We start from the raw sequence: 23,586 nt of genomic DNA, 5'->3' as shown, positions 1-23,586 counted from the left end.
CCCGACCGCCCCGACCGATGCGGCCAGCGGCGGGCGGCGGGCGGAACCTCAAATGTTCCTCTGAAGGTCGCCGGGGAGGGTTCGGCCCGGTCCGGCCGGGGCCATGACTCCGTCACACCGGCAGCGGCGGTTCGTCGACGGGGACGGGCGCGGCGAGGACGGGCTGGGCGAGGACGGGACGGGGACGGGGACGGCCGGTGCCGTCGGTACGGCCGTGGTTCGCAGGGGGCGCGCCGGTGGATCTGTGGATCCGTGGCGGAGGAGGGGACGATGGAGCAACTGGGTACGGGCATCGGGTGGCGGCCGGAGATCGCCGACGCGGTGGAGCGGATGCCGGACATCGACTGGGTCGAGGCCGTCGCCGAGAACGTCTGCCCCGGTCACCTGCACGAGTCGCTGGTACGCCTGCGCGAGCGCGGTGTCACCGTTGTCCCGCACGGTGTCTCCCTCGGCCTCGGCGGCGCGGACCGTCCCGACGAGACACGGCTGTCCGCGCTCGCCGAGCGCGTCCAGGCCCTCGGGTCGCCGCTGGTCACCGAGCACATCGCATTCGTACGGGCGGGCGGACCGCTGACCGCCTCGCCGGCGCTGGAGGCGGGCCACCTGCTCCCGGTCCCGCGCACCCGCGACGCGCTGGACGTCCTGTGCGAGAACATCCGCATCGCCCAGGACGCGCTGCCCGTGCCGCTCGCCGTGGAGAACATCGCGGCTCTGATCTCCTGGCCGGGCGAGGAGATGACCGAGGGACAGTTCCTGTACGACCTGGTCGACCGCACCGGCGTACGTCTTCTGATCGACGTCGCCAACCTGCACACGAACCACGTCAACCGGGGCGATGACCCCGCCCGGGCGCTCGACGAGCTGCCCGTCGAGGCCATCGCGTACGTCCATGTAGCGGGCGGCTTCGAACGCGACGGCGTCTGGCACGACAGCCACGCGCACCCGGTGCCGCAAGCGGTCCTCGACGTCCTGGCCGACCTGGCGTCGCGCGCCACCCCGCCCGGGGTGCTGCTGGAACGCGACGAGAACTTTCCCGAACCGGGCGAACTGGAGCGGGAGTTGTCCGCCATCCGGCGGACGGTCGACAGGACGCCACCGAGGACGCACGCCGCCGTCGGCACCGTGCCTCCAGGGCGGGTGCGGGAAGCGGGGCCGGACGGGCCGGCGGACGGAGCGGGCCCCGGCTCCGGCGGCGGTGGTGCCGGGGCCGGGCTCGCGCCGCTCGTACGGCAGCGGCTCGGGCTTGCGCAGGCCGCGCTGCTGTCCTGCCTCGTCGCCGGTACGCCCGTGCCCGAGGGGTTCGACCGGGTACGGATCGGGGTGCAGGCGCGCGCCCTCGCCGCCAAACGGGCCGGTGTCGTCGCCAAGGTCGCGCCCGAGCTGCCGGTGATCCTCGGGGAGGCGTACCGGCCGGCCTTTCTCGACTACGCCCAGGGCCGCCCGATGACCGGCGGCTACCGGCGCGACGCCCTCGGCTTCGCCGAGCACCTGCTGCTCGTGGGGCTCCCCGAGGACGCCGGGGCGCGCCGGCGGCTGCGTGACTGGTGGCTGGAGCGCTCGGGCCCCACCCCGCCGTCCCGGCACCCAGCGGCCCGCCTGGCCCGCGCCACGCGCCGGGTACTGCTACGGCACTGAGCCCCCGGGCCCCGTCCGGCATGCCGAGTTCGAGAACCACGCAGCGGCACGGCTCCGCAGCCGGCGCGCTCGCCGCCTCCTGCGCCCCGATCGCGGTGATGATGTCGATCCCCCCGCGCGCGTCGCCGCTGTCGTGGTCGTGCGCCATGTCCGCGAACGCGCACTCCGCCACCAGGGTCGGCACACCGCGCGGGCGCTCCTGGACCGCCGGCAGCCGGCGCCTGCGCCACCGGCGCGGCGAAGGAGTCCGGCGGCTGCGTCACCGGCGGCCGGAGCGCTCGGACCCCACCCCGCCGTCCCGGCACCCAGCGGCCCGCCTGGCCCGCGCCACCCGCCGGGTACTGCTACGGCACTGAGCCCCCGGGCCCCTACCACCCGCGGGCGGGTGCGGGAGGCCGTCTTCGCGGAAATGTGCCGCGGCTAACACCGTGGCCTACGGCGGACCACGGCGGTCGTTTTGCTCTCCTTGGCTGAGGAATGCCCCTCTTCAGGCACAGGGCATTGGACGCGTCATGCCCGCTTTCCAACTGTTTCTTCTTGTACGGCAGTTGGCTCGGACTGCGCAGTAATATGCCGAACCGCACCCGAAACGCAGCAACGTGCGGTGCCGCAAGCAGGAGGAACCATGCGATCCAGACCCGTGAAAGGCCGAGGAATCCTCAGTGGCACCGGGATCCTCATCACCTTGCTCGCGGGAACCCTCGCCGCCCTGGTCTTCCCGGTCTGGTCCTACGCGGACCGCTCCGGCACCGGCCTGGACACCCTGAACGCCCAAACCTTCTCCACGAGCTACGGCCCGCTGTCCGCGCTGGACCGGGACTTCGTCACCCGGGTCCGGCTGGCCGGGCTGTGGGAGCTGCCGGCGGGACAGCAGGCCGAGCAGAAGGGCACCACCGAGGCCGTCCGCACCGCGGGACAGCACCTCGTCGAGGGCCACACGTTCCTGGACGCGCGCGTCCGCGACGTCGCCGGGCGGCTCGGCCTCGCCCTGCCCAACCAGCCCAACGCACAGCAGCGCGAGTGGCTGGCGACCCTGGACAAGGCCCAGGGCGAGGAGTACGACCGCGACTTCGCCAACCTTCTGCGCCAGGCCCACGGCAAGGTCTTCACCGTCGTCGCCCAGGTCCGCGCCACCACCCGCAACTCGCTGGTGCGGGCCCTCGCCGACGACGCGAACGCCACCGTGCTCGACCACATCAAGGTCCTGGAGGCCACCGGCTACGTCGACTTCGACGCGCTGGCCCGGGACGCGGCCACCGCCGCCCCACCGCCGCTCACCACTTCCCCCGCTCCACCGGGCCCCACGGAGCAACCGGGCACACCGGTTCCGGCGAGACCGTCGGCGGCATATCCGCTGCCGCCCGCCGCTTCCAGCCCTCCCCCCGTGACAGGCTGACGCGCCGGGCGTCCCTGGTGGCGCCCGGCGCATGCGACGCGGTCAGGCGAGACCGGCGACCAGCTCGGCCACCGACTTCCGGCGGCCGGTGAAGAAGGGCACCTCCTCGCGGACGTGCATCCGGGCCTCCGAGCCGCGCAGGTGGCGCATGAGGTCGACGATGCGGTGCAGCTCGTCGGCCTCGAAGGCGAGAACCCACTCGTAGTCGCCGAGGGAGAACGAGGCGACCGTGTTGGCGCGCACGTCCGGGTAGCCGCGGGCCATCTTGCCGTGGTCCGCGAGCATGCGGCGGCGGTCCTCATCCGGCAGCAGATACCAGTCGTACGAGCGAACGAACGGGTAGACGCTGACGTAGTTGCGCGGCGTCTCGTCGGCGAGGAACGCCGGGATGTGCGAGCGGTTGAACTCGGCCGGGCGGTGCAGCGCCATGTTCGACCAGACCGGAGTGAGAGCGCGGCCCAGCTTGGTACGGCGGAAGAGGTTGTACGCCTCCTGAAGCTGGTCGCTGGTCTCCGCGTGCCACCAGATCATGAGGTCGGCGTCGGCACGCAGGCCCGACAAGTCGTACGTACCGCGGATGGTCACGTCCTTCGCGGCGAGCTGGTCGAACAGCTCCTGCACCTCGTCGGCGTAACCGGCACGGTCCTCGGGCAGCACGTCCCTCAGCTTGAAGACGGACCACAGCGTGTAGCGGATGACCTCGTTGAGGTCCTTGGCCAGCTTGCCCTTGTTCGGGATCCTGCCGGACTCGGTGGTGGGGGCGTCGTCACTCATGTGCCTATTCTCCCGCTCCGCCGTGGAGGCTCTGCACCGGGTCGGCGGTGAGCTGCTGCACCGCGCGCAGGTCACCGCCCAGCTGGTCCACGGCCGCGTGCGCGCTCGCGATGCAGGCCGGGATGCCGACGCCGTCGTAGGCCGCACCGCACACGGCGAGACCCGGGAGCCGTGCGACATGCTCGCGAATGCGGGCCACGCGCGCGTGGTGACCGACGGGGTACTGGGGCAGGCCGTCGGTCCAGCGGGTGACGCGGGTCTCCACCGGAGCGGCGTCCAGGCCGGTCGCCTCCCGCAGGTCGTGGCGCGAGACGGCCACGAGGTCGGCGTCCTCGTGTTCGAGGATCTCTGTCTCCCCGTACCGGCCGACGGACGTCCTCAGGACGAGCACGTCCGGGTCCTCGTCCGCGATCCAGCCCCACTTCCGGGAGGCGAAGGTCGATGCCTTGATCGTGCGCCCGTCGACCGGCGGTACCAGGAAGCCGCTGCCCTCCGGGAGGGCGGCGTCGGCGCGGCGGTACGCGAGGGTGACCAGGGCCATGGAGGCGTACTCGACCGTGCGCAGTTCGGCGGCGGCCTCGGGGGACGCGGTGCCCACCAGGCGGGCGGCCCCCGGGGCGGGAGTGGCGACGATCACCGCCTCCGCCTCGATCAGGTGGTCCCCGGCCAGGACCTCCCATCCTTCGGAAGTGCGCCGCAGCCGGTCCGCGACGGTCTTCAGGAGGATCTCTCCGCCCTTGGCCCGAACCGACTCGGCGACGGCGAGCGGGAGTTGACCGACGCCGCCCTCGACGCCCATGAACACCGGGCCCGTCTGCGCGGCCGCGGCCGCCTTCGCCTGGATCTCGCGGACCGCTTCCGTCAGCGAGTCATGGGCCTTCGCGGCCTGAAAGAGCTGCGGCACCGCCGAGCGCATCGAGATGCGGTACGCGTCGCCCGCGTACACCCCGCCGAGCAGGGGCTCCACCAGGCGGTCGACGACCTCGTGGCCGAGACGCTCCGCCACGTACTCCCCGACCGCGACGTCGTCGCCGATCTCCGTACGCGGCAGCAGCGTGTCGCGCTCGATGCGGCGCAGTCCCTCCCCCGAGAGGAGTCCGAGGAGGGCGGACGCGGTGCCGGGGACGCCCATGACGTGGCCCTTGGGCATCGGCCGCAGGGCGCCGCGGGTCCAGATCGAGGCGGTCGCCGTGGCCGGCGGCTGGAGGTGCTCCCCGAGGCCCACCGCACGGGCCAGCGCCATCGCCTCGGGCCGCCGTGCCAGCATCGACTCGGCCCCGAGGTCGACCCGCACGCCCGCGATCTCACCGGGCAGCAGCTTGCCGCCGACCCGGTCCGACGCCTCCAGGACCGTCACACGCGCGCCCCGGTCCAGCAGCCGGTGGGCGGCGGCCAGTCCTGCGATCCCGCCTCCGATGACGACGACGTGCCCGGCGTCCGCGCGGGCGTGCAGTGCGCTCATGTCCTCCAGCCTCTCAGACCCCACGGACAGTGCCGCGGGGGCCCTGTGTCCCCGCCGAGTCCCGACCGTGACCGCACCGGAACCGGATCCGGCCAAACGTTCCGGCAGGGTGCGGCGTCGAAGGAGCGTCCGTCACGACAACCCTCGGGGGTAGGACCGTATGCACTCTCCACGTTCGGCTCGGCCGGTCCGGGCGCTGGCCGCCACGCTGCTCGTCGCGGCGCTCGCGCTCGCGGGCTGCGGATCGGGCGCCGACGACAAGAGCGCCGCGAGCGCGAGCGGGGCGGAGGCCGCCGCGCCCGACGCAGGGCGGCCGGGAGCCGCCGGGGGCGGCGGGGGCGGGGGCTCCCGGAGCCGCGCCGCGGTGCCCCGTCTCACCCAGAACACCATCATCCGGACGGCGTCCCTCACCGTGCGCGTGAAGGACGTTCCCAAGGCGCTCGAGGAGGCGCGGGCGACCACCGAGAACGCGGGCGGGTTCGTCGGCAGCGAGAACACCGGCCGGGACGCCCAGGGACACGAGCGCACCCGGCTCGTCCTGCGGGTCCCCGCCGGGAAGTACGACGAGGTGCTCGCCGCGCTCGAAGGCACGGGCACTCTCGTCGACCGCACCACCAAGGCCGAGGACGTCACCGACCAGGTCGTCGACGTCGACAGCCGCGTCAAGTCCCAGCGGGCCGCCGTGGCGCGGGTGCGCGAGCTGATGGACAGGGCCACCGGAATCCGTGATGTGGTGGCTCTGGAGGGCGAGTTGAACACGCGCCAGGCCGATCTGGAGGCGTTGCTGGCCCGGCAGGCGTCCCTGAAGGACCGCACGAGCCTGGCCACCATCACCCTGTCGCTGTCCGCGACACCGGTGAAGAAGGCGGCGAAGGAGAACGGGCCGGGCTTCCTGGACGCGCTGGCCGGCGGCTGGCACGCCTTCGTCACGCTACTGCGGTGGATCGCACTGGCGATCGGGGCGGTGCTTCCCTTCGCGGTGCTCGCCGCGCTGCTGGCACTGCTGTGGCTGCGGGCCGTGCGCCCCCGGCTGTCCGCGCGTGGGGCTGCGGCGCCGGGCCCGCTCCCGGCGGCCGGTGCGGTGCCCGGGCACGAGGAACGGGGCGAGCGGGACTGAGGAGCCGCTCCCCCGTAGCGTGTGGGCATGAGCATGAGCCGTACGAGAGAGCGCATGGTCGTCATCGGGGGCGATGCGGCGGGCATGTCCGCCGCATCGCAGGCACGCCGCCTCAAGAGCCCTGACGAACTGGAGATCGTGGCGTTCGAACGCGGCCGCTTCTCCTCGTACTCGGCGTGCGGCATCCCGTACTGGGTGGGCGGCGACGTCACCGGCCGGGACCGGCTGATCGCCCGCACACCGCAAGAGCACCGGGCGCGCGGCATCGATCTGCGGATGCGCACGGAGGTCACGGAGATCGATGTCGCGCGCGGCCGGGTACGCGCGCGTGACGCCGATTCCGGGGCCGAGGCGTGGACGTCCTACGACAAGCTCGTGATCGCGACCGGTGCCCGCCCCGTCCGCCCCGAACTGCCCGGTATCCACGCGCCCGGGGTGCACGGGGTGCAGACCCTCGACGACGGCCAGGCCCTGCTGGACACGCTGACAACCACCGAGGGGCGCCGCGCGGTGGTCGTCGGCGCGGGCTACATCGGCGTGGAGATGGCCGAGGCGCTGATCAACCGCGGTTACGAGGTCACGGCCGTCAACCGCGGCAGCGAGCCCATGGCGACCCTCGACCCGGACATGGGCCGACTGGTGCACGACGCCATGGAGGGCCTTGGGATCACCATGGTGAACGACGCCGCGGTCACCGGGATCCTGACGAAGGACGGGAGCCCGTCCCCGGTCCGGGCGGTCGCCACGGACGCGGCCGAGTACCCGGCCGACGTGGTGATCCTCGGGATCGGCGTCGAACCGGAGACCGCCCTCGCGAAGGCGGCCGGTCTGCCGCTCGGCGGGCACGGCGGGCTGCTCACCGACCTGGCGATGCGGGTGCGCGGCCACGAGAACATCTGGGCCGGCGGCGACTGCGTCGAGGTGCTCGACCTGGTCTCGGGGCGCGAACGGCACATCGCCCTGGGCACCCACGCCAACAAGCACGGGCAGGTCATCGGCACCAACGCCGGCGGGGGCTACGCCACCTTCCCGGGCGTGGTGGGCACGGCCGTGAGCAAGGTCTGCAACCTGGAGATCGCACGCACCGGACTGCGCGAGAAGGACGCACGGCGGGCCGGGCTCCAGTACGAGGTGGTCGTCGTCGAGTCGACCAGCCGCGCGGGCTACTACCCGGACGCCGCGCCCATGACCGTCAAGATGCTCGCCGAACGCCGCACGGGGCGGCTGCTCGGCGTGCAGATCGTCGGCCGGGAGGGCGCGGCCAAACGCGTCGACATCGCGGCGGTGGCGCTGACGGCACGAATGACGGTGGAGGAGATGACGGCCCTCGACCTGGGGTACGCCCCGCCGTTCTCCCCGGTGTGGGACCCGGTTCTGGTGGCCGCGCGCAAGGCGGCCACGGCGGTGGGGAAAGCGCCCCGGTAGGCGACGCGCCCGCCCGCGGTTCCCACGGGGTCGCGGGGCGCGGCAGGTCAGGCCGTCTCGTGCTGGCCGACTCCGTTGATCCTCTCGATCGCCTGCCGGGCCTGCTCGGCCGGCGGCCGCGACGGCAGCGAGGACACGGACGCGCTGGAGGTCACGGCGGCCGGCTGGGGCTGCGCGGCCGGCTTGGCGTGCGCGGCGGGCCGGGTGGAGCGCAGACGGTGGCTGACGGCCTCGTCGAGGGTCACGGGACGCTGCATCTGGGAAGCCAGCCGCCCGGCCTCCTGGCCGAGCCGGGCAACGTCCTCCCAGGGCAGGCGGACCACGAGCGCCAGCTCGGCCTCGCCGTCGGGCAGAGCGTGTATCGGAGGAGTAACTCGGTCGTTCATCGCCTGTTCCTCACGTCGTCCCCGCGACACGGCTTTCCCCGCACCGCTGCCGGTTGAGGAGACATACGCACGGACGGAGCGCCACGTTCACCGATTTGCCGGTCGCATCCAGGGCACTACTTCCTTGTGGTCATCCCCGTTCATGACGTGAACCCGGCACGGCGCACGCCCTATGTGACGTATGCCCTGATCGCGGCCAACTTCGTGGTCTTCCTGTTCACCCCCGGCATCGCGGGCTCGGTGGCGGGGCAGAGCGACCTGCCCCAGCTGTGTCACCTCCAGGCGTTCCTGGAGCATTACGCTGCGGTGCCCCGGGAGTTGATCCACGATCAGCTTCCGCGGCTGGTGCCCTCGGGTGCGGTGGGCGTCGGACCGCACGGCCCGGGTTGCGTGGTGGGCCCGCCGGAGTACCACAAGTCGCCGCCGGCGTCCGTCTTCACCGCCATGTTCCTGCACGGCAGCTGGCTGCACCTGCTGGGCAACATGCTGTTCCTGCTGATCTTCGGCAACAACATCGAGGACCGCCTGGGCCACATCCGGTTCGCGCTCTTCTATGTGGCGTGCGGCTACGCCGCCGCGTACGGCTTCGCGTATCTCAACGACACCTCGGGCGATCCGCTGATCGGGGCGTCCGGCGCGATCGCGGGGGTGCTCGGCGCGTATCTGGTCCTCTACCCAAGGGTCAGGGTCTGGATCCTGATGCCGTTCCTGCTCTTCCTGCCGCTGCGACTGCCCGCGTGGGCGGTGCTGGGCTTCTGGTTCGTGCTCCAGGCGCTCTACTCGTCCGGGGCAGGGGTCTCCAAGGCCGGGACGGTGGCGTACGCGGCCCATGTGGTCGGCTTCCTCGTGGGCATGGTCCTGGCCTGGCCGCTGCGCCGGGGCACCCCGCCGCCGCCCGAGCCGCGCCGTGTGCAGTGGGGCAGGCAGGCGCGGCCCGGTTGGTGAGGCGGCGGACGGGGTCCTTCTGCCGGGGGACGGTCAGCGTGCCGTCTGCGTGTGGACGTACTCCACGAGCCGGGTGAGCGCGTCCGCGTCGGTATCCGGCATGACGCCGTGGCCGAGGTTGAAGACATGGCCCTCGAGACCGGCGGCGGCGTCGAGCACCTCGCGGGTCTTGGCCTCGACGGCCTCCCTCGGGGCGAAGAGGACCGCCGGATCGAGGTTGCCCTGAAGAGCCTTGCCGGGACCGACACGGCGGGCCGCGTCGTCGAGCGGGACACGCCAGTCGACACCGACGACGTCCGCGCCGGCCTCGCCCATCAGACCGAGCAGCTCGCCGGTGCCGACGCCGAAGTGGATACGGGGCACGCCGTACCCCTCGACGGCCCGGAAGACCTTGGCCGAGGCCGGCAGCACCGAGCGGCGGTAGTCGGCGGGGGCGAGGGCGCCGGCCCACGAGTCGAAGAGCTGAACCGCGGAGGCGCCCGCTTCGATCTGCACCTTCAGGAACGCGGCCGTGATGTCCGCGAGCCGGTCCACCAGGTCGGCCCACAGCTGCGGGTCGCCGTGCATGAGCGCCTTGGTGTGCTCGTACGTCCGGGAGGGGCCGCCCTCGATGAGGTAGCTCGCGAGGGTGAAGGGGGCGCCCGCGAAGCCGATCAGCGGGGTCGCGCCCAGCTCGGCGGTGAGCAGCCGGATGGCCTCCGTGACGTACGAGACGTCCTCGGGGGTCAGGTCGCGAAGCTGCGCCAGGTCGGCGCGGGTGCGGACCGGATGCGCGACGACGGGGCCGACGCCGGGCTTGATGTCGAGGTCGACACCGATCGCCTTGAGGGGGACGACGATGTCGCTGAAGTAGATCGCCGCGTCCACGCCGTGCCGGCGGACCGGCTGGAGCGTGATCTCCGTGACCAGCTCGGGCCGCATGCAGGACTCGAGCATGGGGATGCCCTGGCGCACCTTGCGGTACTCGGGCAGGGAGCGACCGGCCTGCCGCATGAACCACACCGGTGTGTGCGGCACGGGCTCGCGCCTGCACGCCTTCAGGAAGGCGGAGTCGTACGTCGCTATCGGCTGGCCCGTCGCGGGGCGGTCATTGGCACTCACGCCAAAAGTCTCGCACGCCGCACCGACAGCCCCGTCCGGGGTGGGCGGCACCCGGACCGGGGGGCGCCCGGCCGGAACCCGCCTTCGCGGGCGGGGCTGTGAGGCATCGCACCGGCTCCCCGGGCGGGGGCCGTGACGCCCTGTACGGCTCCGCGGCCGGGCACGGCTCGAAGCGCTTCCCGGGGGCGCACCCGCGCACGGCAGCACCCGGGCGGCGACGGTCGCGACCCCACCGCGCCGTTCCCCGCCAAACCGCCGGAGGCATCGGGTGTCTCTCCCTGCGAACGCGCTTTCTTCCCCTTACTCTTCCCCGCATGGCTGCGGCTCAGGGACGACTGACGGACGGCGCTGGCGGAACGGACGACGCGGGGGAGGAAGACCAGGATGCGAGGGATACGGCTCCGCTGCCGTTCCGCGCCGCTGTCGACGCGCTGAGGACCGCGCGCCTGCGGTCCGAGATCGAGATCGAGCCCACACGCCCGCCGCAGCGGCTGGCCCCGTTCGCGTACGCCCTGGAGGCCTCGGTCGTCGCGGAGGGGGAGGCACTGGCAGACGGGCGGCTCGTCCTGCTCCACGACCCGGCCGGGCACGAAGCCTGGCAGGGAACCTTCCGCCTGGTCACCCTGGTGCGCGCGGAACTGGAAACGGAGATGGCCGCGGATCCCCTGTTGCCCGATGTGTGCTGGTCCTGGCTGACGGGCGCCCTCCAGGCCCGCGGACTGTCGTACGGCGAGCCGAGCGGCACCGTCACGCGCGCGAGCTCCCACTACTTCGGCGGACTCGCCGCGCGCCCTGCCGCCTCCCAGATCGAGATCCGCGCCTCCTGGACACCGCGTGAGGGCCTCGGCGACACCCCGGACACCGCAGCCCATCTGGCCTCCTGGTGCGATCTGCTGGCCCAGGTGGCGGGCCTGCCCCCGGCGAGCCCGGGAGACGGATCCGTGGTGACGCTGCCGCAGCGGCGGGGCCCGCAGCCGCACTGACGCATACGCGGCACACACACGCACGTACGCCATGTCTTGTCAATCCTGACTTGACGTTCCTTGCCATCTCTTTGTCGATACGACCACTTTCGGACCCTTCTCCGTAAATGACCGAACCGACCCGATCTTCACTTGATCGCTCGCGCGTCCGAATTGCCCGGATTGTTACTCACCAAATCGTGATCATTCTCTAAAGGAGCACGGGTTTGGTGCCGAAGACGACTGTGACCTTGAAAGCACGGTTCGTCCCGGCTTCATCCCCAGAGCCGGCCCCGTCCCGCACCCCCAGGAGGCCTGGTGTCCGTTCTCCTCGAGCAGCCCGCAAGCCTGGTCGCCTACCGCCCGAACAAGCCGACCGCCATGGTGGTCGTGGCCGATCCCCGGGTCCGTTCCACCGTCACCCGCCATCTCTGGGCGCTAGGAGTGCGCGACGTCATCGAGGCGTCGTCGATCGCGGAGGCCCGGCCCCGTATCGGCAACCCGCGTGACATCTGCGTCGCCGACGTCCACCTCCCCGACGGCTCCGGCCTCACCCTGCTGTCGGAGACCCGCGCCGCGGGCTGGCCCAACGGTCTGGCCCTGTCCGCCGCCGACGACATCGGCGCGGTCCGCAACGCCCTCGCGGGCGGAGTGAAGGGTTACGTCGTCACCGGTACGCGCACCAACGTCGGACTCCCCACCCGACCCGGCGCCGCCCCGATCGGCGCCGCCGCCGCACGCCTGCACCGCCGCCCCCCGGGTGCCCCGAGTCACCCGGGCGGCTACCGCGAACTGTCCGGACGCGAGGTGGAGGTGCTGCGCCTCGTCGCCGAGGGTCAGTCGAACAAGGCGATCGGCGTCTCCATGGGCCTGTCCGCGCTGACCGTCAAGAGCCACCTGGCCCGTATCGCCCGCAAGCTGGGCACCGGGGACCGCGCCGGAATGGTGGCGGTGGCCCTCAGGACCGGCATCATCCACTGACCCGCCCCGCAGCCCGCACCCCAACCCCCGCATCCCCCAACCGCGTCCGACACCCAGCCCTGCTCCCGTCCCCCCATCCCCCGTCCGGACATCCGCATCCCCCACCCAGCCCCTCACCCCGGTCCGCGTCCACACCGAGCCGCCGCCGACCCGAATCCGGGTCACCCATCACCCCCTGGACGCGCCCGCCCCGCGCAGCCCGCGAGCACGGGAAGCCCGCTCCGCCATGTGACGCACGTGACTGGTTTACGCCCCTCTCGCGCCCGTCGACGGAACGTTCCGTCGACGGGCGCCGTCCACGCACAGATACCCTTGACAGGTGACCGACGCCCAAGAGACCGCAGCAGACAGCTCACTGCGAACCACCGGAGGCGCCCCTCCGGACGATGTCGAAGCGGCGCCGATCCCCTTGCTGGAGCCGCGCGACGGCATTCCGCCCGTGATCGCCGACGATGCCTCGCTCGCCGAGGTGATCGCCGCTTTCGCCGCCGGCAGCGGCCCCGTCGCCGTCGACGCCGAACGTGCGTCCGGCTATCGATACGGCCAGCGCGCCTATCTGGTCCAGCTGCGCCGCGAGGGCGCGGGCACCGCGCTGATCGACCCTGTGGCCTGCCCCGACCTGTCGGGCCTCGGCGAGGCGCTCTCCGGAGTGGAGTGGGTGCTGCACGCCGCCACCCAGGACCTGCCCTGTCTGCGGGCGATAGGCATGCTGCCCACGCTCCTGTTCGACACCGAGCTGGCGGGGCGCCTCGCCGGATACCCCCGGGTGGGCCTCGGCGCGATGGTGGAGAGCGTCCTGGGCTTCGTACTGGAGAAGGGGCACTCGGCCGTCGACTGGTCGACCCGGCCGCTGCCCGAACCGTGGCTGCGCTACGCCGCCCTCGACGTCGAGCTGCTCGTCGACCTGCGGGACGCCCTGGAGAAGGACCTGGACCGGCAGGGCAAGCTCGACTGGGCCCGGCAGGAGTTCGAGGCGATCGCCTCCGCGCCGCCTGCCGAGCCGCGCAAGGACCCCTGGCGCCGTACGTCCGGGATGCACAAGGTGCGCCGCCGCCGGCAGATGGCCGCCGTCCGTGAGCTGTGGCAGACCCGCGACCGGATCGCGCAGCGCCGGGACGTCTCGCCGGGCAAGGTGCTCGGGGATGCCGCGATCGTCGAGGCCGCGCTGACCCTGCCGCCGAACGTGCACGCCCTGGCATCACTGAACGGCTTCGGTCACCGCATGGGCCGACGCCAGCTGGAGCAGTGGCAGGCCGCGATCGACCGGGCCAGGGCCCTGTCCGAGGCCGAGCTGCCGCAGCCCGGCCAGCCGGTGGCCGGTCCCCCGCCGCCGCGCGCGTGGGCCGACAAGGACCCGGCGGCCGCGGCCCGGCTGTCCGCCGCGCGTGCCGCGGTCTCCGGGCTCGCGGAACGGCTCACGATGCCGCAGGAGAATCTGATCTCCCCGGACATCGTGCGGCGCCTGTGCTGGGAGCCGCCGAAGTCGCCCGACGCCGCATCGGTCGCGGCCGCGCTCTCCGGATACGGCGCCCGGCCCTGGCAGGTCGAGCAGGTCACACCGGTACTGGTGGGAGCCCTGTCCACCAGCGGCTGACATCCGACGCGCGGGCGCGGCCACGAGCCGCCCCGCCACTGCACGACCCCGTCCGAACGGCACGGATCGCCCCGCGGGACGGCCACAGGCACCGGCCGTATGTGACGGACGGCCGGATGCGTGTCCCGCTGCCGTACGGGCACAGGCGCCACACCGGACAGGCCGGATCACAGCCCTCACCGGACCGCCACAGCGACGCCCTCTGCCTGACGGCCACGGGCGCGCCGGGCTGCGCCGAAGTCTGCTCCGGCGGGGGCCGGGACCACGCAAAGGTCAACCGACGGCGCCCAGCCCACGCAAAGGTCAACCGACATCCAGCGCGCAGCACCCCTCGGCCCCGGCGGCCCATCCGCGCCTCGCACCCCCGCTCGAAGCGGAACAGTCCCATCGAAATTGCGCCAACCGGCCCGCACACGACCCCTGCCGACGGTGTGACCTTCACCGCTTGGCCCGGCGGGGGTGGGCAGCTTGGTTACCCACAAGTAGCATGGGGCTGAGCGCGCGCTCAGTGCGTCGCAGCAGTGCCATCCCGCACCTGGAGGAGAGCCATCGTGCCTCGTACCGTCAGGGACGTCGTCTTCGTCGACGGCGTCCGTACCCCGTTCGGCAAGGCGGGCCCGAAGGGCATCTACCACGAGACCCGCGCCGACGACCTCGTCGTGAAGGCGATCCGGGAGCTGCTGCGCCGCAACCCGGGTCTCGACCCGAAGAAGATCGACGAGGTCGCCATCGCCGCGACCACACAGATCGGCGACCAGGGCCTGACCATCGGCCGTACCGCGGGCATCCTCGCGGGCCTGCCGACCTCGGTGCCCGGCTACTCCATCGACCGTATGTGCGCGGGCGCGCTGACGGCCGTGACGACCACGGCGGGCTCCATCGCGTTCGGCGCCTACGACGCCGTCATCGCCGGTGGTGTCGAGCACATGGGCCGCCACCCGATGGGCGAGGGCGTCGACCCGAACCCGCGGTTCGTGAGCGAGAAGCTGGTCGACGAGTCCGCCCTGTTCATGGGCATGACTGCGGAGAACCTGCACGACCGCTACCCGCACATCACCAAGCTGCGTGCCGACGAGTACGCGGTGCGCTCGCAGGAGAAGGCCGCCAAGGCGTACGCCAACGGCAAGATCCAGCAGGACCTGGTGCCGATCTCGGTCCGCCGCACCAGCCCCGAGGCCGGCGAGACGGGCTGGGGCCTGGTCACCGCCGACGAGCCGATGCGCCCGGGCACCACCCTGGAGAACCTGGCGAACCTCAAGACGCCGTTCCGCGTCCACGGCCGGGTCACCGCGGGCAACGCGGCCGGTCTCAACGACGGCGCCACCGCCTCGATCATCGCCTCCGAGGACTTCGCGCGCGAGAACGGCCTGCCCGTCAAGATGCGCCTGGTCTCGTACGCCTTCGCGGGCGTCGAGCCGGAGGTCATGGGCTACGGCCCGATCCCGGCGACGGAGAAGGCCCTCGCCAAGGCGGGCCTGTCCATCTCCGACATCGGCCTGTTCGAGATCAACGAGGCCTTCGCGGTGCAGGTCCTGGCCCTGCTGGACCACTACGGCATCGCGGACGACGACGAGCGCGTCAACCAGTACGGCGGCGCCATCGCCTTCGGTCACCCGCTCGCCTCCTCCGGCGTCCGTCTGATGACGCAGCTGGCCCGCCAGTTCGAGGAGCAGCCGCAGGTCCGCTACGGCCTGACCACCATGTGCGTCGGCTTCGGCATGGGCGCGACCGTCATCTGGGAGAACCCGCACTTCGAGGGGGACAAGTGAGCACCACCGCTGAGCTGCTGAAGGGTGCGGCCGAGCTGTTCCCGGGCGAGGTCGTCACGCAGGCGCACGTACGCCACTTCGACCTGCCGCTGAACGCCGGGCGCTTCGCCCTGATCACCCTCGACAACGGCCTGGACCACACCAAGCCGACCACCTTCGGCCCGCAGTCGCTCGCGAACCTCAACACCGCGATCGACCAGGTCGAGAAGGAGGCCGCGGACGGCGACATCGTCGGCGTCGGCATCACCGGCAAGCCGTTCATCTTCGCGGTCGGCGCCGACCTCAAGGGCGTCGAGCTGCTGAAGCGGCACGAGGACGCGCTGGCCATCGGCAAGGGCGGCCACGAGGTCTTCAAGCGCCTGTCGAAGCTGGCCGTACCGACGTTCGCCTACTACAACGGCGCGGCGATGGGCGGCGGCGTCGAGGTCGGCCTGCACTGCACCTACCGCACGGTGTCCGCGGCCCTCCCGGCGTTCTCCCTCCCCGAGGTGTTCCTCGGCCTGGTCCCGGGCTGGGGCGGCTGCACCTTGCTGCCGAACCTGATCGGCGCCGACAAGGCAGTCTCGGTCATCATCGAGAACTCGCTCAACCAGAACAAGCAGCTCAAGGGCAAGCAGGTCTACGAGCTGGGCATCGCCGACGCCCTCTTCGAGGGCGCCGACTTCCTGGAGCAGTCGCTCATCTGGACGGCGTCCGTCCTCAAGGGCGACATCGTCGTCGAGCGTCCCGTGATCGACCGCGGTGAGGCCTGGGACCAGGCCGTCGCCAAGGGCCGCTTCATCGCCGACGGCAAGGTGCACGGCGCGGCCCCGGCCGCCTACCGCGCGCTCGACATCATCGCCGCCGCCAAGAACGGTGACCTTCAGCAGGGTTACGACGCCGAGGACCAGGCCCTCGCGGACCTGATCATGGGCGGCGAACTGCGCGCCGGCATCTACGCGTTCAACCTGGTGCAGAAGCGCGGCAAGCGTCCCGCGGGTGCGCCCGACAAGAACCTGGCGCGCCCTGTCACCAAGGTGGGCGTGGTCGGCGCGGGCCTGATGGCCTCGCAGCTCGCCCTGCTCTTCCTGCGCCGCCTCGAGGTCCCGGTCGTCCTCACGGACATCGACCAGGAGCGCGTCGACAAGGGTGTGGGCTATGTCCACGCCGAGATCGACAAGCTGCTCGCCAAGGGCCGCGTCAACCAGGACAAGGCCAACCGCCTCAAGGGGCTGGTGTCCGGTGTCCTGGACAAGGCGGCGGGCTTCGCGGACGCGGACTTCGTCATCGAGGCCGTGTTCGAGGAGATGTCGGTCAAGCAGAAGGTGTTCGCGGAGGTCGAGGCGGTCGCGCCCGCGCACGCGGTCCTCGCGACCAACACCTCCTCGCTGTCCGTGACGGAGATGGCGTCGAAGCTGAAGCACCCGGAGCGGGTCGTCGGCTTCCACTTCTTCAACCCGGTCGCGGTGCTGCCGCTGCTGGAGATCGTCCGCGGCGAGAAGACCGACGACGCGTCGCTCGCCACGGCGTTCGCCGTCGCCAAGAAGCTGAAGAAGACCGCGGTCCTGGTCAAGGACGCCCCGGCGTTCGTCGTCAACCGCATCCTCACCCGCTTCATGGGCGAGATCCAGAACGTCATCGACGAGGGCACCCCGGTCGAGGTCGCGGAGAAGGCGGTCGAGCCGCTCGGTCTCCCGATGTCCCCGCTGGTGCTGCTGGAGCTCGTCGGCCCGGCGATCGGCCTGCATGTCTCGGAGACCCTCAACAGGGCGTTCCCGGAGCGCTTCACGGTCTCCCCGAACCTCAAGGCGGTCGTCGAGGCGGGCAAGCGCGGCTTCTACGTCTACGACAGCGGCAAGCCGGAGCTGGACCCGGAGGTCGCCGCGCTGCTGAAGCAGGGCGACACGGTGCTGACCGAGGAGCAGGTCCGTGCCCGCGTGCTCGACGCGGTCGCGCAGGAGATCGGCCTGATGCTCGAGGAAGGCGTCGTGGCCGAGGCCCAGGACATCGACCTCTGCCTGATCACGGGCGCGGGCTGGCCCTTCCACCTGGGCGGCATCACGGCGTATCTGGACCGCGAGGGTGTCTCCGAGCGTGTGACCGGCAAGAAGTTCCTGGAGCCGGGCGTGGCGTCGGTTCCGGCGTAACCGCCACAGCCGAACCCGACGGCAACCGCGTACATGACAAGGGCCTCCGCACTCCGCGGAGGCCCTTCGTCGTACGGCCGCGGGCCCATGGACCAGGCGGCCCGGCACCCGCTCGGCCCGGGACCCGTCAGCCGGTCACCTGCCAGGGGCCGAACTCCGGTGAACCCGGGGCGGCCTGGCGGGAGACGGCCAGGCGGCCGTCCGCTCCGAGGACCGCGATCGTGGCGCGGCCCAGCGCGTCGAAGGCGGCCGCGGGGGCGTGCGCGATCGTGCCGCCCAGCGCGGTCGTGGGCAGCTCCCGCCAGGACTCGTCACCCGGCAGGAAACGGTAGGCGACCCCGCCCAGGTCTCCGCGCGCGACGACGAGCGTGCCCGTCTCGGGCGACGGTCCCGCGGCGAGGGCGATCGCGCCGAAGCCGCCGCGCCCCCCGATCGACGCCGCCGGCTGGGCCCACCGGCCCGCCGGGGCGTCCTCCTGCGCCATCAGCAGGCGGCCCGATCCGGGCTGGCGGTAGACCGTCATGACCTGTCCGCCCGGCTGGACGACGGCCGCGGCGGGACCGGCCGGCACGGTGAGCCGGAAGCGGGGCGCCCTGCTGAGCGGGGCGTCGAGGGAGCTCTGCGACCAGTGGAAGACGCCGTCCCGGCTGGCGGCGAAAACCTCCACCTGTCCGTTCGGCGCGGTCAGCGCGGCAAAGCCCTCCTGGAGTTCATGCCCGCGCAGATCGGTCCACTCGCCCCAGGAGCCGTCCGCCTCCTGGACCCGGCTGTGCAGCCCCTGGCCCGCGTTGCGCACGAAGAGGTGAAGCCGCCCCCTGCCGTCCCTGGTGACGACGGGTGCGCCGAGGTGGCGGTCGCGCTGCGGGTCGCCGGCGGAGGGGTTGCCCAGGGTGATCCAGCCGGGGAACACCCCGTCCGGTTCGGACTGTTCGAGCAGCACGATCTCCCTGGCGTGGCTGCCGTCCGCGGCGAGATGGGACAGGCGCGCGGCGAAGACCTGCCAGCGGCCGTCCGGGGTGAGGCTCACCGAGAGGCCCGGCGCGAGCGGGCCGCCCCCGAGGAAGAAGGGGCCGCGCCACTGGTCGGCGCCGGGCTGGACCTCCAGCCACACCGCGGCCTGCTGGTTGACCACGGCGAAGGCCGCCAGCCGGCCCCGCCGGTCGGTGACGAGCCAGTTCGCCCCGGTCGGATGGCGTGGTGCGGTGCTCTGCACCCAGCCGGTGCGCCGGGAGTTCAGACCGACCGCGTAGTCGCCGCTGCCGGCGGGATCCCCGCAGTCGTACCCGTCCGCGGCGCCGTAGACGTTGAGGAAGTACTCCTTCAGTGAGACGGCCTGCGGGCTCAGGTTGTGCGGCCAGCGCTCGTTGTAGTAGCCGCGGTACGCCTCCACGGTGAACGTGCGGTTCTCGGCCGGGCCCTGGTAGCGGTCGAGGGCGAGCCAGGAGAACAGGGCGGCCGCGGTGTGGTCGCAGTGGTCCGCCAGATCGCCGTGGTCGTGCCGCTGCGGGAACTTCTCGTCGTGGACCAGCCGGTCGGGGTCCGGGTCCATGGTGCGCACCAGCGTCGGCCGGACGATGCCCAGGATCTGGGCCAGCGTGTCCACCAGACCGGCCCGTGTGTACGCGTACGTCTCGGGCACGAGGCCGCCGTGGAGCACCAGCGTCGGGACCTGTTCGGTCTCCTCGTGCCAGAGTGCGTGCAGGCTGCGCGGCGGGCCCTCCGGGGTTCCGTGCTGGCGGATGTTGAGGAAGATCAGGGTCACCCAGGGCGCGTCGGCGAGGCTGTACACCTCGGCGAGGGCCCCGCCCGTCGTGGGCAGGGTGGCCGGTGTCCAGGCGGCCGTGCGGTCGCCGGAGACCATGGCGGCGTACGCGGCCTTGATGCCGTTCTGCCGTGCCTTGCCGTACGCCGCGCGGTCCTCGGCCACCGGTTCCAGCTGCCACGGCCGGGGGTTGCGCCCGCTCGCGTCACCGCTGGTGAGGTACACCGTGGTGGTGGGGGTCCCGGCCTTGAGGCCCTGGAAGGTCGCGGGGTTCATGAAGTACAGGTCGTCGTCCGGATGGGCCACGATCTGCAGTACGGATGCGGGGCTGTTCACGTGGTTGCTCCTCCTGACGGCGCGGACGGCGGGGATGACGGGGACTGCGGGGTCACAGCGGCCATCCCGGCAGATAGCCCGCGTGGGCGCGCTGGTTGCGCGGTGACCCGGTCTCGAACTGACTCGGCACCGGGAAGTAGCTCGGGAGGAACGCGGCGAGGATCGCGTCCTGTTCGTCCTCCGGGACGTCACCGTCGTGGTAGTCGTTGAGGCAGAACACGTCATGCGGGCGCACGGTGAGGATCCGGTTCAGCCGGGCGGCGTGCTCGCTCAGGCCGACGTTGACGAATCCGCACGAGATGCTGCCGGGCACGCTGCGCAGGGTGTGGAAGCCGAAGTAGTGGTGCAGCGACGAGGCGATGGAGATGTCGCTGTGGCTGCGCAGCCTGCTGGCCGCGGTGGCCGTGACCGCGTGCTGGTAGCGGTGTTCGATGTCCGCGAGGACGCTGCGCCGCAGCGGGTGCGGCGCGTGCAGGAAGGAGTGCACCAGCGTCTGCCCGAAGTCCCGCTCGATCAGGGCGCGGTTGTTCTTCGCGGCACTGATGTTGAACTCGTCCTCGGTCGACACCGGCGCCATCGGCACGGCCGTCGGCGACATGAAGTGCTTGGCCTGGCCGTTGGCGAGGAAGAACATGTCGGGTCGCACGGTCCGGCCGAGGAACACGTCGTCGTTGAAGTAGAGGAAGTGCTCGGCCAGGCCCTCGATCCGGTGCAGCCGGCTCTCGATGGCGTGCGAGTTGTAGGTGGGCAGCGCGCCTTGGTCGCCGAAGATCTCGGTGTGGTCCACGACCCGCACGCGCGGATGGCCGAGGTCGAGCCAGTGCGGGACCTGCCGGTCGGTGACGATGTAGATGTGGCGGATCCACGGGGCGTACATGTCGATGGACCGCAGGGAGTAGCGCAGTTCGTCGCGGTCCCGGAAGCGGGCCGCGCTGGTGGCGGCGTCCTCGGTGTCCAGGCCCATGGCCGCCAGGACCGCGTTCTTGCGTTCCAGCCACGCCAGGTCGGCGCCGTTGACCCAGGTGTAGACGGCGTCGACGGGGAAGGTGATGTCCCCGTGCAGCGCCCGCCCGAAGGCGTCGATCGTCGGGTAGGGGCGACCGCCCAGGGTGAGGGTGCTGCGGTACATGGCGCCGGCCGGCACCCGGTCGCCGATCAGCGTGCGCGCGGGGGCCTTGAGCTCGCTCTCGTCCTCCGGGTCGGTGTCCCAGAAGGTGATGGTGCAGCCGTACACGGCACCGAGGCGCAGCAGTCGCGACCGCGAGACCACGTTCTCGTACAGCCGGACCCCTGAGGACGGGGTGTCGGCGTACGGTGCCGCCAGTCCGGCGAGCACGGTCGCCACTGTACTCTGCCCCTCGTTGAGCACCGCGGCGTAGACGGCCTCCTCGGCGTACCGGTCGGCGAGGGCCTTGAAGACCGCCTCCTTGTGCACCGCGTGGACGGCGACCGTGTGCCGCACGAGGTGGTCCCGCACGACGAGGTAGGGGATGTCCGCGCCTTCGAGCGCGTTGGCGGCCAGGGCCAGGTTCTGCTGGACGACCTCCCACGGCGACTCCCACTCCAGGAGCCGGCACAGCTGGCCGCCGTCGTTCACCAGTCGGCGGTTCCGCTTGAGCAGCCGCTCCTCCAGCGCGCGCTGGTCGGAGGTGCGCACGGCGGTGGAGGGGGCGGGTGACGCGGCGGGCACGCTGCCGTCGGGGCCGCTGTAGAACGCGTGAACGGCCTGCCGCTCGGCCTTGGCCACGGCACGGCGGCCGCTGTCCCGCTCGGCGGCGAGTTCGTGGAAGATGCGCTCCCAGTGGGCGGAGACGACGGTGGGCGAGAAGCGGTTGACGGATGCCAGGGCCGCGGTGCCCATCCGCTGCCGCAACTCGGTGTCCTCGATCAGCAGGAGCAGGGCGGAGGCCAGGGCGTCGGTGTCGCCGGGTGGTACGAGGATCCCGGTCTGCCCGTCGATGACCACTTCGCGCGGGCCGTTCGGCGAGTCGTAGGAGACCACGGGGACGCCGGCGGCATGGGCTTCGGCGAGCACCAGGCCGAAGGCCTCGTTGCGGGAGGTCAGCGTGGCGATGCTGGCCTTGGCCCACTCCTCGGCGAGGTGACGGGAGTTGCCGTTGAGCTGGACGCAGTCGTGCAGCCCGAGCATGTCGATCTGCCGGCGCAGGGCGCCGCTGAGCGGTCCGTCGCCGAAGATCCGCAGCTGCCAGTCGGGGTGGTGCCGGGCCACGGTCGCCCAGGCGGTGACCGCATGGTCGATCTGCTTCTCCGCCACGAGGCGGCCCGCGATCACCACGGTCCGGGTCCGCAGGGTGGAGCGGGGACGGAAACCGCTGGGCAGCGCGTTCGGCACCACTTCCAGGCGGGGGGCAGCGGCACCGAGGGTCTCCGCGAACCATTCCCGGGTGCGTTCGCTGAGCACGGCGAGCGCGTCCAGCCGGGAGGCGTAACGGCGCAGCGGCTCGCCGCTGGTGCCGCGCAGTTCCGAGACCCGGTGTTCCTGGTGGACGGTGATCACACGGGCCGGCGCCAGCTGGACGGCGAGTGCCATCAGGGCGGGGGTCGTCGTGACGAGGACGTCGGTGTCCGTGTCCTGGAGGGCGAGTTCGAGTTCCAGGTCGGACAGCCGGTTGAAGGCCGACTCCCAGGACCGGTCGACGATCTGGCTGGGCTGCGCGGCGAGCCCTGTCCACACGGAGTCGTCGACCCGGGTCGGGCGCAGCGGGCGGGGGACGCGTCCGGTGAGGTCCACGAGGTAGTCCACACGGACCCGTTCGTCGGGGGTGAAGAACTGCGCCGGCTTGCTCTTGAAGACGCTGAGCACCCGCACGTCGTGCCGGGCGGCGAGTTCCGACGCCTGGTTGAACACCGCTCGTTCGGTTCCGCCCACGGCGTCGGCCGTGGTCAGCAAGAAAGTGATCTTCATCGGTCGGTTCAGCCTGCCTCGGGCATGCGCGTGCAGGTGACCCGGAGATTTCCTGCGGGGGTGTAGCGCGGTTGGACGATCATGGGCGGGTGGCCCTGCGGGGTGATGGCCAGGCTGCGCATGGCGAAGACGCGCAGCGGGTTGCGTACGTCGTGCAGCCGACGCCCGAGGCGCAGGGACCGGCCGGTGGAGTCGCGGAGCACGACGTCCCAGTGCTCGGGCCGGCCCCCGCGGGGGGTCATCTGGCTCAGGGGGACGGCGACGCGGAAGCGGTCCGGTCCGAGGGTCTCGACGGCCTGGTCGATCCTGCGTCCGGCGGCGACGAACTCCGCCCGCGGTCCGTCCACGGACGTCCCCAGCACCCGCACGTCCACGGTGACGCCCGCATGGGTCAGATGCACCTTGGTCACCTCCACGGCGGCGCGGGCGGCCGTACTGACCACCCGGGCGCTGCCGCGGACGGAGCGTCCGAGACGGTGGCGTTCCCCGGTCACCGGGGATGCCTCCATGGGCTTGGTCGGTCCCTCGTAGGGAACCGGAGGCTCCAGCAGGAGCAGGGACAGCGTGCGTGATCTGCGTCCCGAGTACAGCCGCAGCCGCAGCCGCCACCGTCCGGTGCCGACGGGTGCGCCGCCGAGTTCCGCGCCCAGCAGGACCGCGGCGTCGACCAGGGCCTCGCCGGCCGGGCCCTCGTACACCCGCGCCTCGCAGGGGTGGCGGCGGCGGCCGCGGCGCAGGACGATCTCCACCCGGTCCGGCAGGCCGGCGGTGGGCGGCAACTGGGCGTGCAGGTTCACGGTCTGGCCGTCGAGGATGGCGGCGTAGTGCAGGAGTGCGGCGCGCTTTCGGCGCAGGGGGACGAACAGGCGCAGCATGAGCCGGGTACGCA

Annotated in this window: 17 protein-coding genes and 1 pseudogene; 10 read left to right on the top strand and 8 right to left on the bottom strand. The window is 72.3% G+C overall.

The features are described from left to right. Nucleotides 1-270: 270 nt before the first annotated feature. Nucleotides 271-1,635, top strand: coding sequence for a DUF692 domain-containing protein (locus tag ABZ876_RS19695; RefSeq protein ID WP_361782360.1), 1,365 nt, complete (start codon nucleotides 271-273; stop codon nucleotides 1,633-1,635). 7 nt (nucleotides 1,636-1,642) lie between these two features. Here ABZ876_RS19695 and ABZ876_RS19690 read toward each other — a convergent pair. After that, nucleotides 1,643-1,867: pseudogene (locus ABZ876_RS19690) on the bottom strand (hypothetical protein); the annotation flags it as partial. 393 nt (nucleotides 1,868-2,260) lie between these two features. Between ABZ876_RS19690 and ABZ876_RS19685 the strand changes: the two are divergent. Next, on the top strand, nucleotides 2,261-3,031 hold the full coding sequence (locus ABZ876_RS19685; protein WP_361782357.1) for a DUF4142 domain-containing protein: 771 nt from the start codon (nucleotides 2,261-2,263) through the stop codon (nucleotides 3,029-3,031). A 42-nt stretch (nucleotides 3,032-3,073) separates the two neighbouring features. Here ABZ876_RS19685 and hemQ read toward each other — a convergent pair whose 3' ends face one another. After that, the gene (gene hemQ / locus ABZ876_RS19680) at nucleotides 3,074-3,805 is read right to left on the bottom strand and encodes a hydrogen peroxide-dependent heme synthase (protein ID WP_361782354.1); all 732 of its coding nucleotides are present in this window, start codon (nucleotides 3,803-3,805) and stop codon (nucleotides 3,074-3,076) included. A gap of 4 nt (nucleotides 3,806-3,809) precedes the next feature. Next, nucleotides 3,810-5,267, bottom strand: a complete 1,458-nt coding sequence (gene hemG / locus ABZ876_RS19675) for a protoporphyrinogen oxidase (RefSeq protein WP_361782351.1) — start codon at nucleotides 5,265-5,267, stop codon at nucleotides 3,810-3,812. A gap of 160 nt (nucleotides 5,268-5,427) precedes the next feature. Here hemG and ABZ876_RS19670 point away from each other — a divergent pair, with 160 nt between their 5' ends. Then, nucleotides 5,428-6,384 (top strand): DUF4349 domain-containing protein, encoded by a 957-nt coding sequence (locus tag ABZ876_RS19670; RefSeq protein ID WP_361782348.1) that lies wholly within the window; start codon nucleotides 5,428-5,430, stop codon nucleotides 6,382-6,384. 27 nt (nucleotides 6,385-6,411) lie between these two features. After that, nucleotides 6,412-7,809 (top strand): FAD-dependent oxidoreductase, encoded by a 1,398-nt coding sequence (locus ABZ876_RS19665; protein WP_361782345.1) that lies wholly within the window; start codon nucleotides 6,412-6,414, stop codon nucleotides 7,807-7,809. A gap of 47 nt (nucleotides 7,810-7,856) precedes the next feature. Here ABZ876_RS19665 and ABZ876_RS19660 read toward each other — a convergent pair whose 3' ends face one another. Then, the gene (locus ABZ876_RS19660; RefSeq protein WP_234513900.1) at nucleotides 7,857-8,195 is read right to left on the bottom strand and encodes a hypothetical protein; all 339 of its coding nucleotides are present in this window, start codon (nucleotides 8,193-8,195) and stop codon (nucleotides 7,857-7,859) included. 126 nt (nucleotides 8,196-8,321) lie between these two features. Here ABZ876_RS19660 and ABZ876_RS19655 point away from each other — a divergent pair, with 126 nt between their 5' ends. Further along, on the top strand, nucleotides 8,322-9,140 hold the full coding sequence (locus ABZ876_RS19655) for a rhomboid family intramembrane serine protease (RefSeq protein WP_361782342.1): 819 nt from the start codon (nucleotides 8,322-8,324) through the stop codon (nucleotides 9,138-9,140). A gap of 33 nt (nucleotides 9,141-9,173) precedes the next feature. On the opposite strand, the gene hemE is transcribed toward ABZ876_RS19655, so the two are convergent. Then, nucleotides 9,174-10,241, bottom strand: coding sequence for a uroporphyrinogen decarboxylase (gene hemE / locus ABZ876_RS19650; protein ID WP_361782339.1), 1,068 nt, complete (start codon nucleotides 10,239-10,241; stop codon nucleotides 9,174-9,176). A gap of 314 nt (nucleotides 10,242-10,555) precedes the next feature. Between hemE and ABZ876_RS19645 the strand changes: the two genes are divergently transcribed. The 5 genes from ABZ876_RS19645 to ABZ876_RS19625 all read left to right on the top strand — a co-directional run bounded on the left by ABZ876_RS19645 (nucleotide 10,556) and on the right by ABZ876_RS19625 (nucleotide 17,673). Next, the gene (locus ABZ876_RS19645; protein WP_361782336.1) at nucleotides 10,556-11,224 is read left to right on the top strand and encodes a DUF3000 domain-containing protein; all 669 of its coding nucleotides are present in this window, start codon (nucleotides 10,556-10,558) and stop codon (nucleotides 11,222-11,224) included. Between the two features lie 297 nt (nucleotides 11,225-11,521). Further along, complete coding sequence (locus tag ABZ876_RS19640) at nucleotides 11,522-12,184, top strand: response regulator transcription factor (RefSeq protein WP_003993737.1); 663 nt, start codon at nucleotides 11,522-11,524, stop codon at nucleotides 12,182-12,184. A gap of 319 nt (nucleotides 12,185-12,503) precedes the next feature. Then, complete coding sequence (locus ABZ876_RS19635; RefSeq protein ID WP_361782333.1) at nucleotides 12,504-13,778, top strand: ribonuclease D; 1,275 nt, start codon at nucleotides 12,504-12,506, stop codon at nucleotides 13,776-13,778. A gap of 551 nt (nucleotides 13,779-14,329) precedes the next feature. After that, on the top strand, nucleotides 14,330-15,547 hold the full coding sequence (locus ABZ876_RS19630; protein ID WP_361782330.1) for an acetyl-CoA C-acyltransferase: 1,218 nt from the start codon (nucleotides 14,330-14,332) through the stop codon (nucleotides 15,545-15,547). Continuing rightward, complete coding sequence (locus ABZ876_RS19625; protein ID WP_361782327.1) at nucleotides 15,544-17,673, top strand: 3-hydroxyacyl-CoA dehydrogenase NAD-binding domain-containing protein; 2,130 nt, start codon at nucleotides 15,544-15,546, stop codon at nucleotides 17,671-17,673. Before ABZ876_RS19630 ends, ABZ876_RS19625 begins: the two co-directional genes overlap by 4 nt. A 127-nt stretch (nucleotides 17,674-17,800) precedes the next feature. Here ABZ876_RS19625 and ABZ876_RS19620 read toward each other — a convergent pair whose 3' ends face one another. The 3 genes from ABZ876_RS19620 to ABZ876_RS19610 are packed head-to-tail and all read right to left on the bottom strand — an operon-like array spanning nucleotide 17,801 to nucleotide 23,572. Beyond that, the gene (locus ABZ876_RS19620; RefSeq protein WP_361782325.1) at nucleotides 17,801-19,771 is read right to left on the bottom strand and encodes a PIG-L family deacetylase; all 1,971 of its coding nucleotides are present in this window, start codon (nucleotides 19,769-19,771) and stop codon (nucleotides 17,801-17,803) included. A gap of 52 nt (nucleotides 19,772-19,823) precedes the next feature. Then, on the bottom strand, nucleotides 19,824-22,697 hold the full coding sequence (locus tag ABZ876_RS19615; RefSeq protein ID WP_361782322.1) for a stealth conserved region 3 domain-containing protein: 2,874 nt from the start codon (nucleotides 22,695-22,697) through the stop codon (nucleotides 19,824-19,826). Nucleotides 22,698-22,705: 8 nt separating this feature from the next. After that, nucleotides 22,706-23,572, bottom strand: a complete 867-nt coding sequence (locus tag ABZ876_RS19610) for a hypothetical protein (protein WP_361782695.1) — start codon at nucleotides 23,570-23,572, stop codon at nucleotides 22,706-22,708. Between the last annotated feature and the right edge of the window lie 14 nt (nucleotides 23,573-23,586).

The organism is Streptomyces sp. NPDC046931, from assembly GCF_040644655.1.
Taxonomy (GTDB): domain Bacteria; phylum Actinomycetota; class Actinomycetes; order Streptomycetales; family Streptomycetaceae; genus Streptomyces.
The sequence above is the reverse complement of the archived record's forward strand: the minus strand, read 5'-3'. Positions and strand labels throughout refer to the sequence as shown.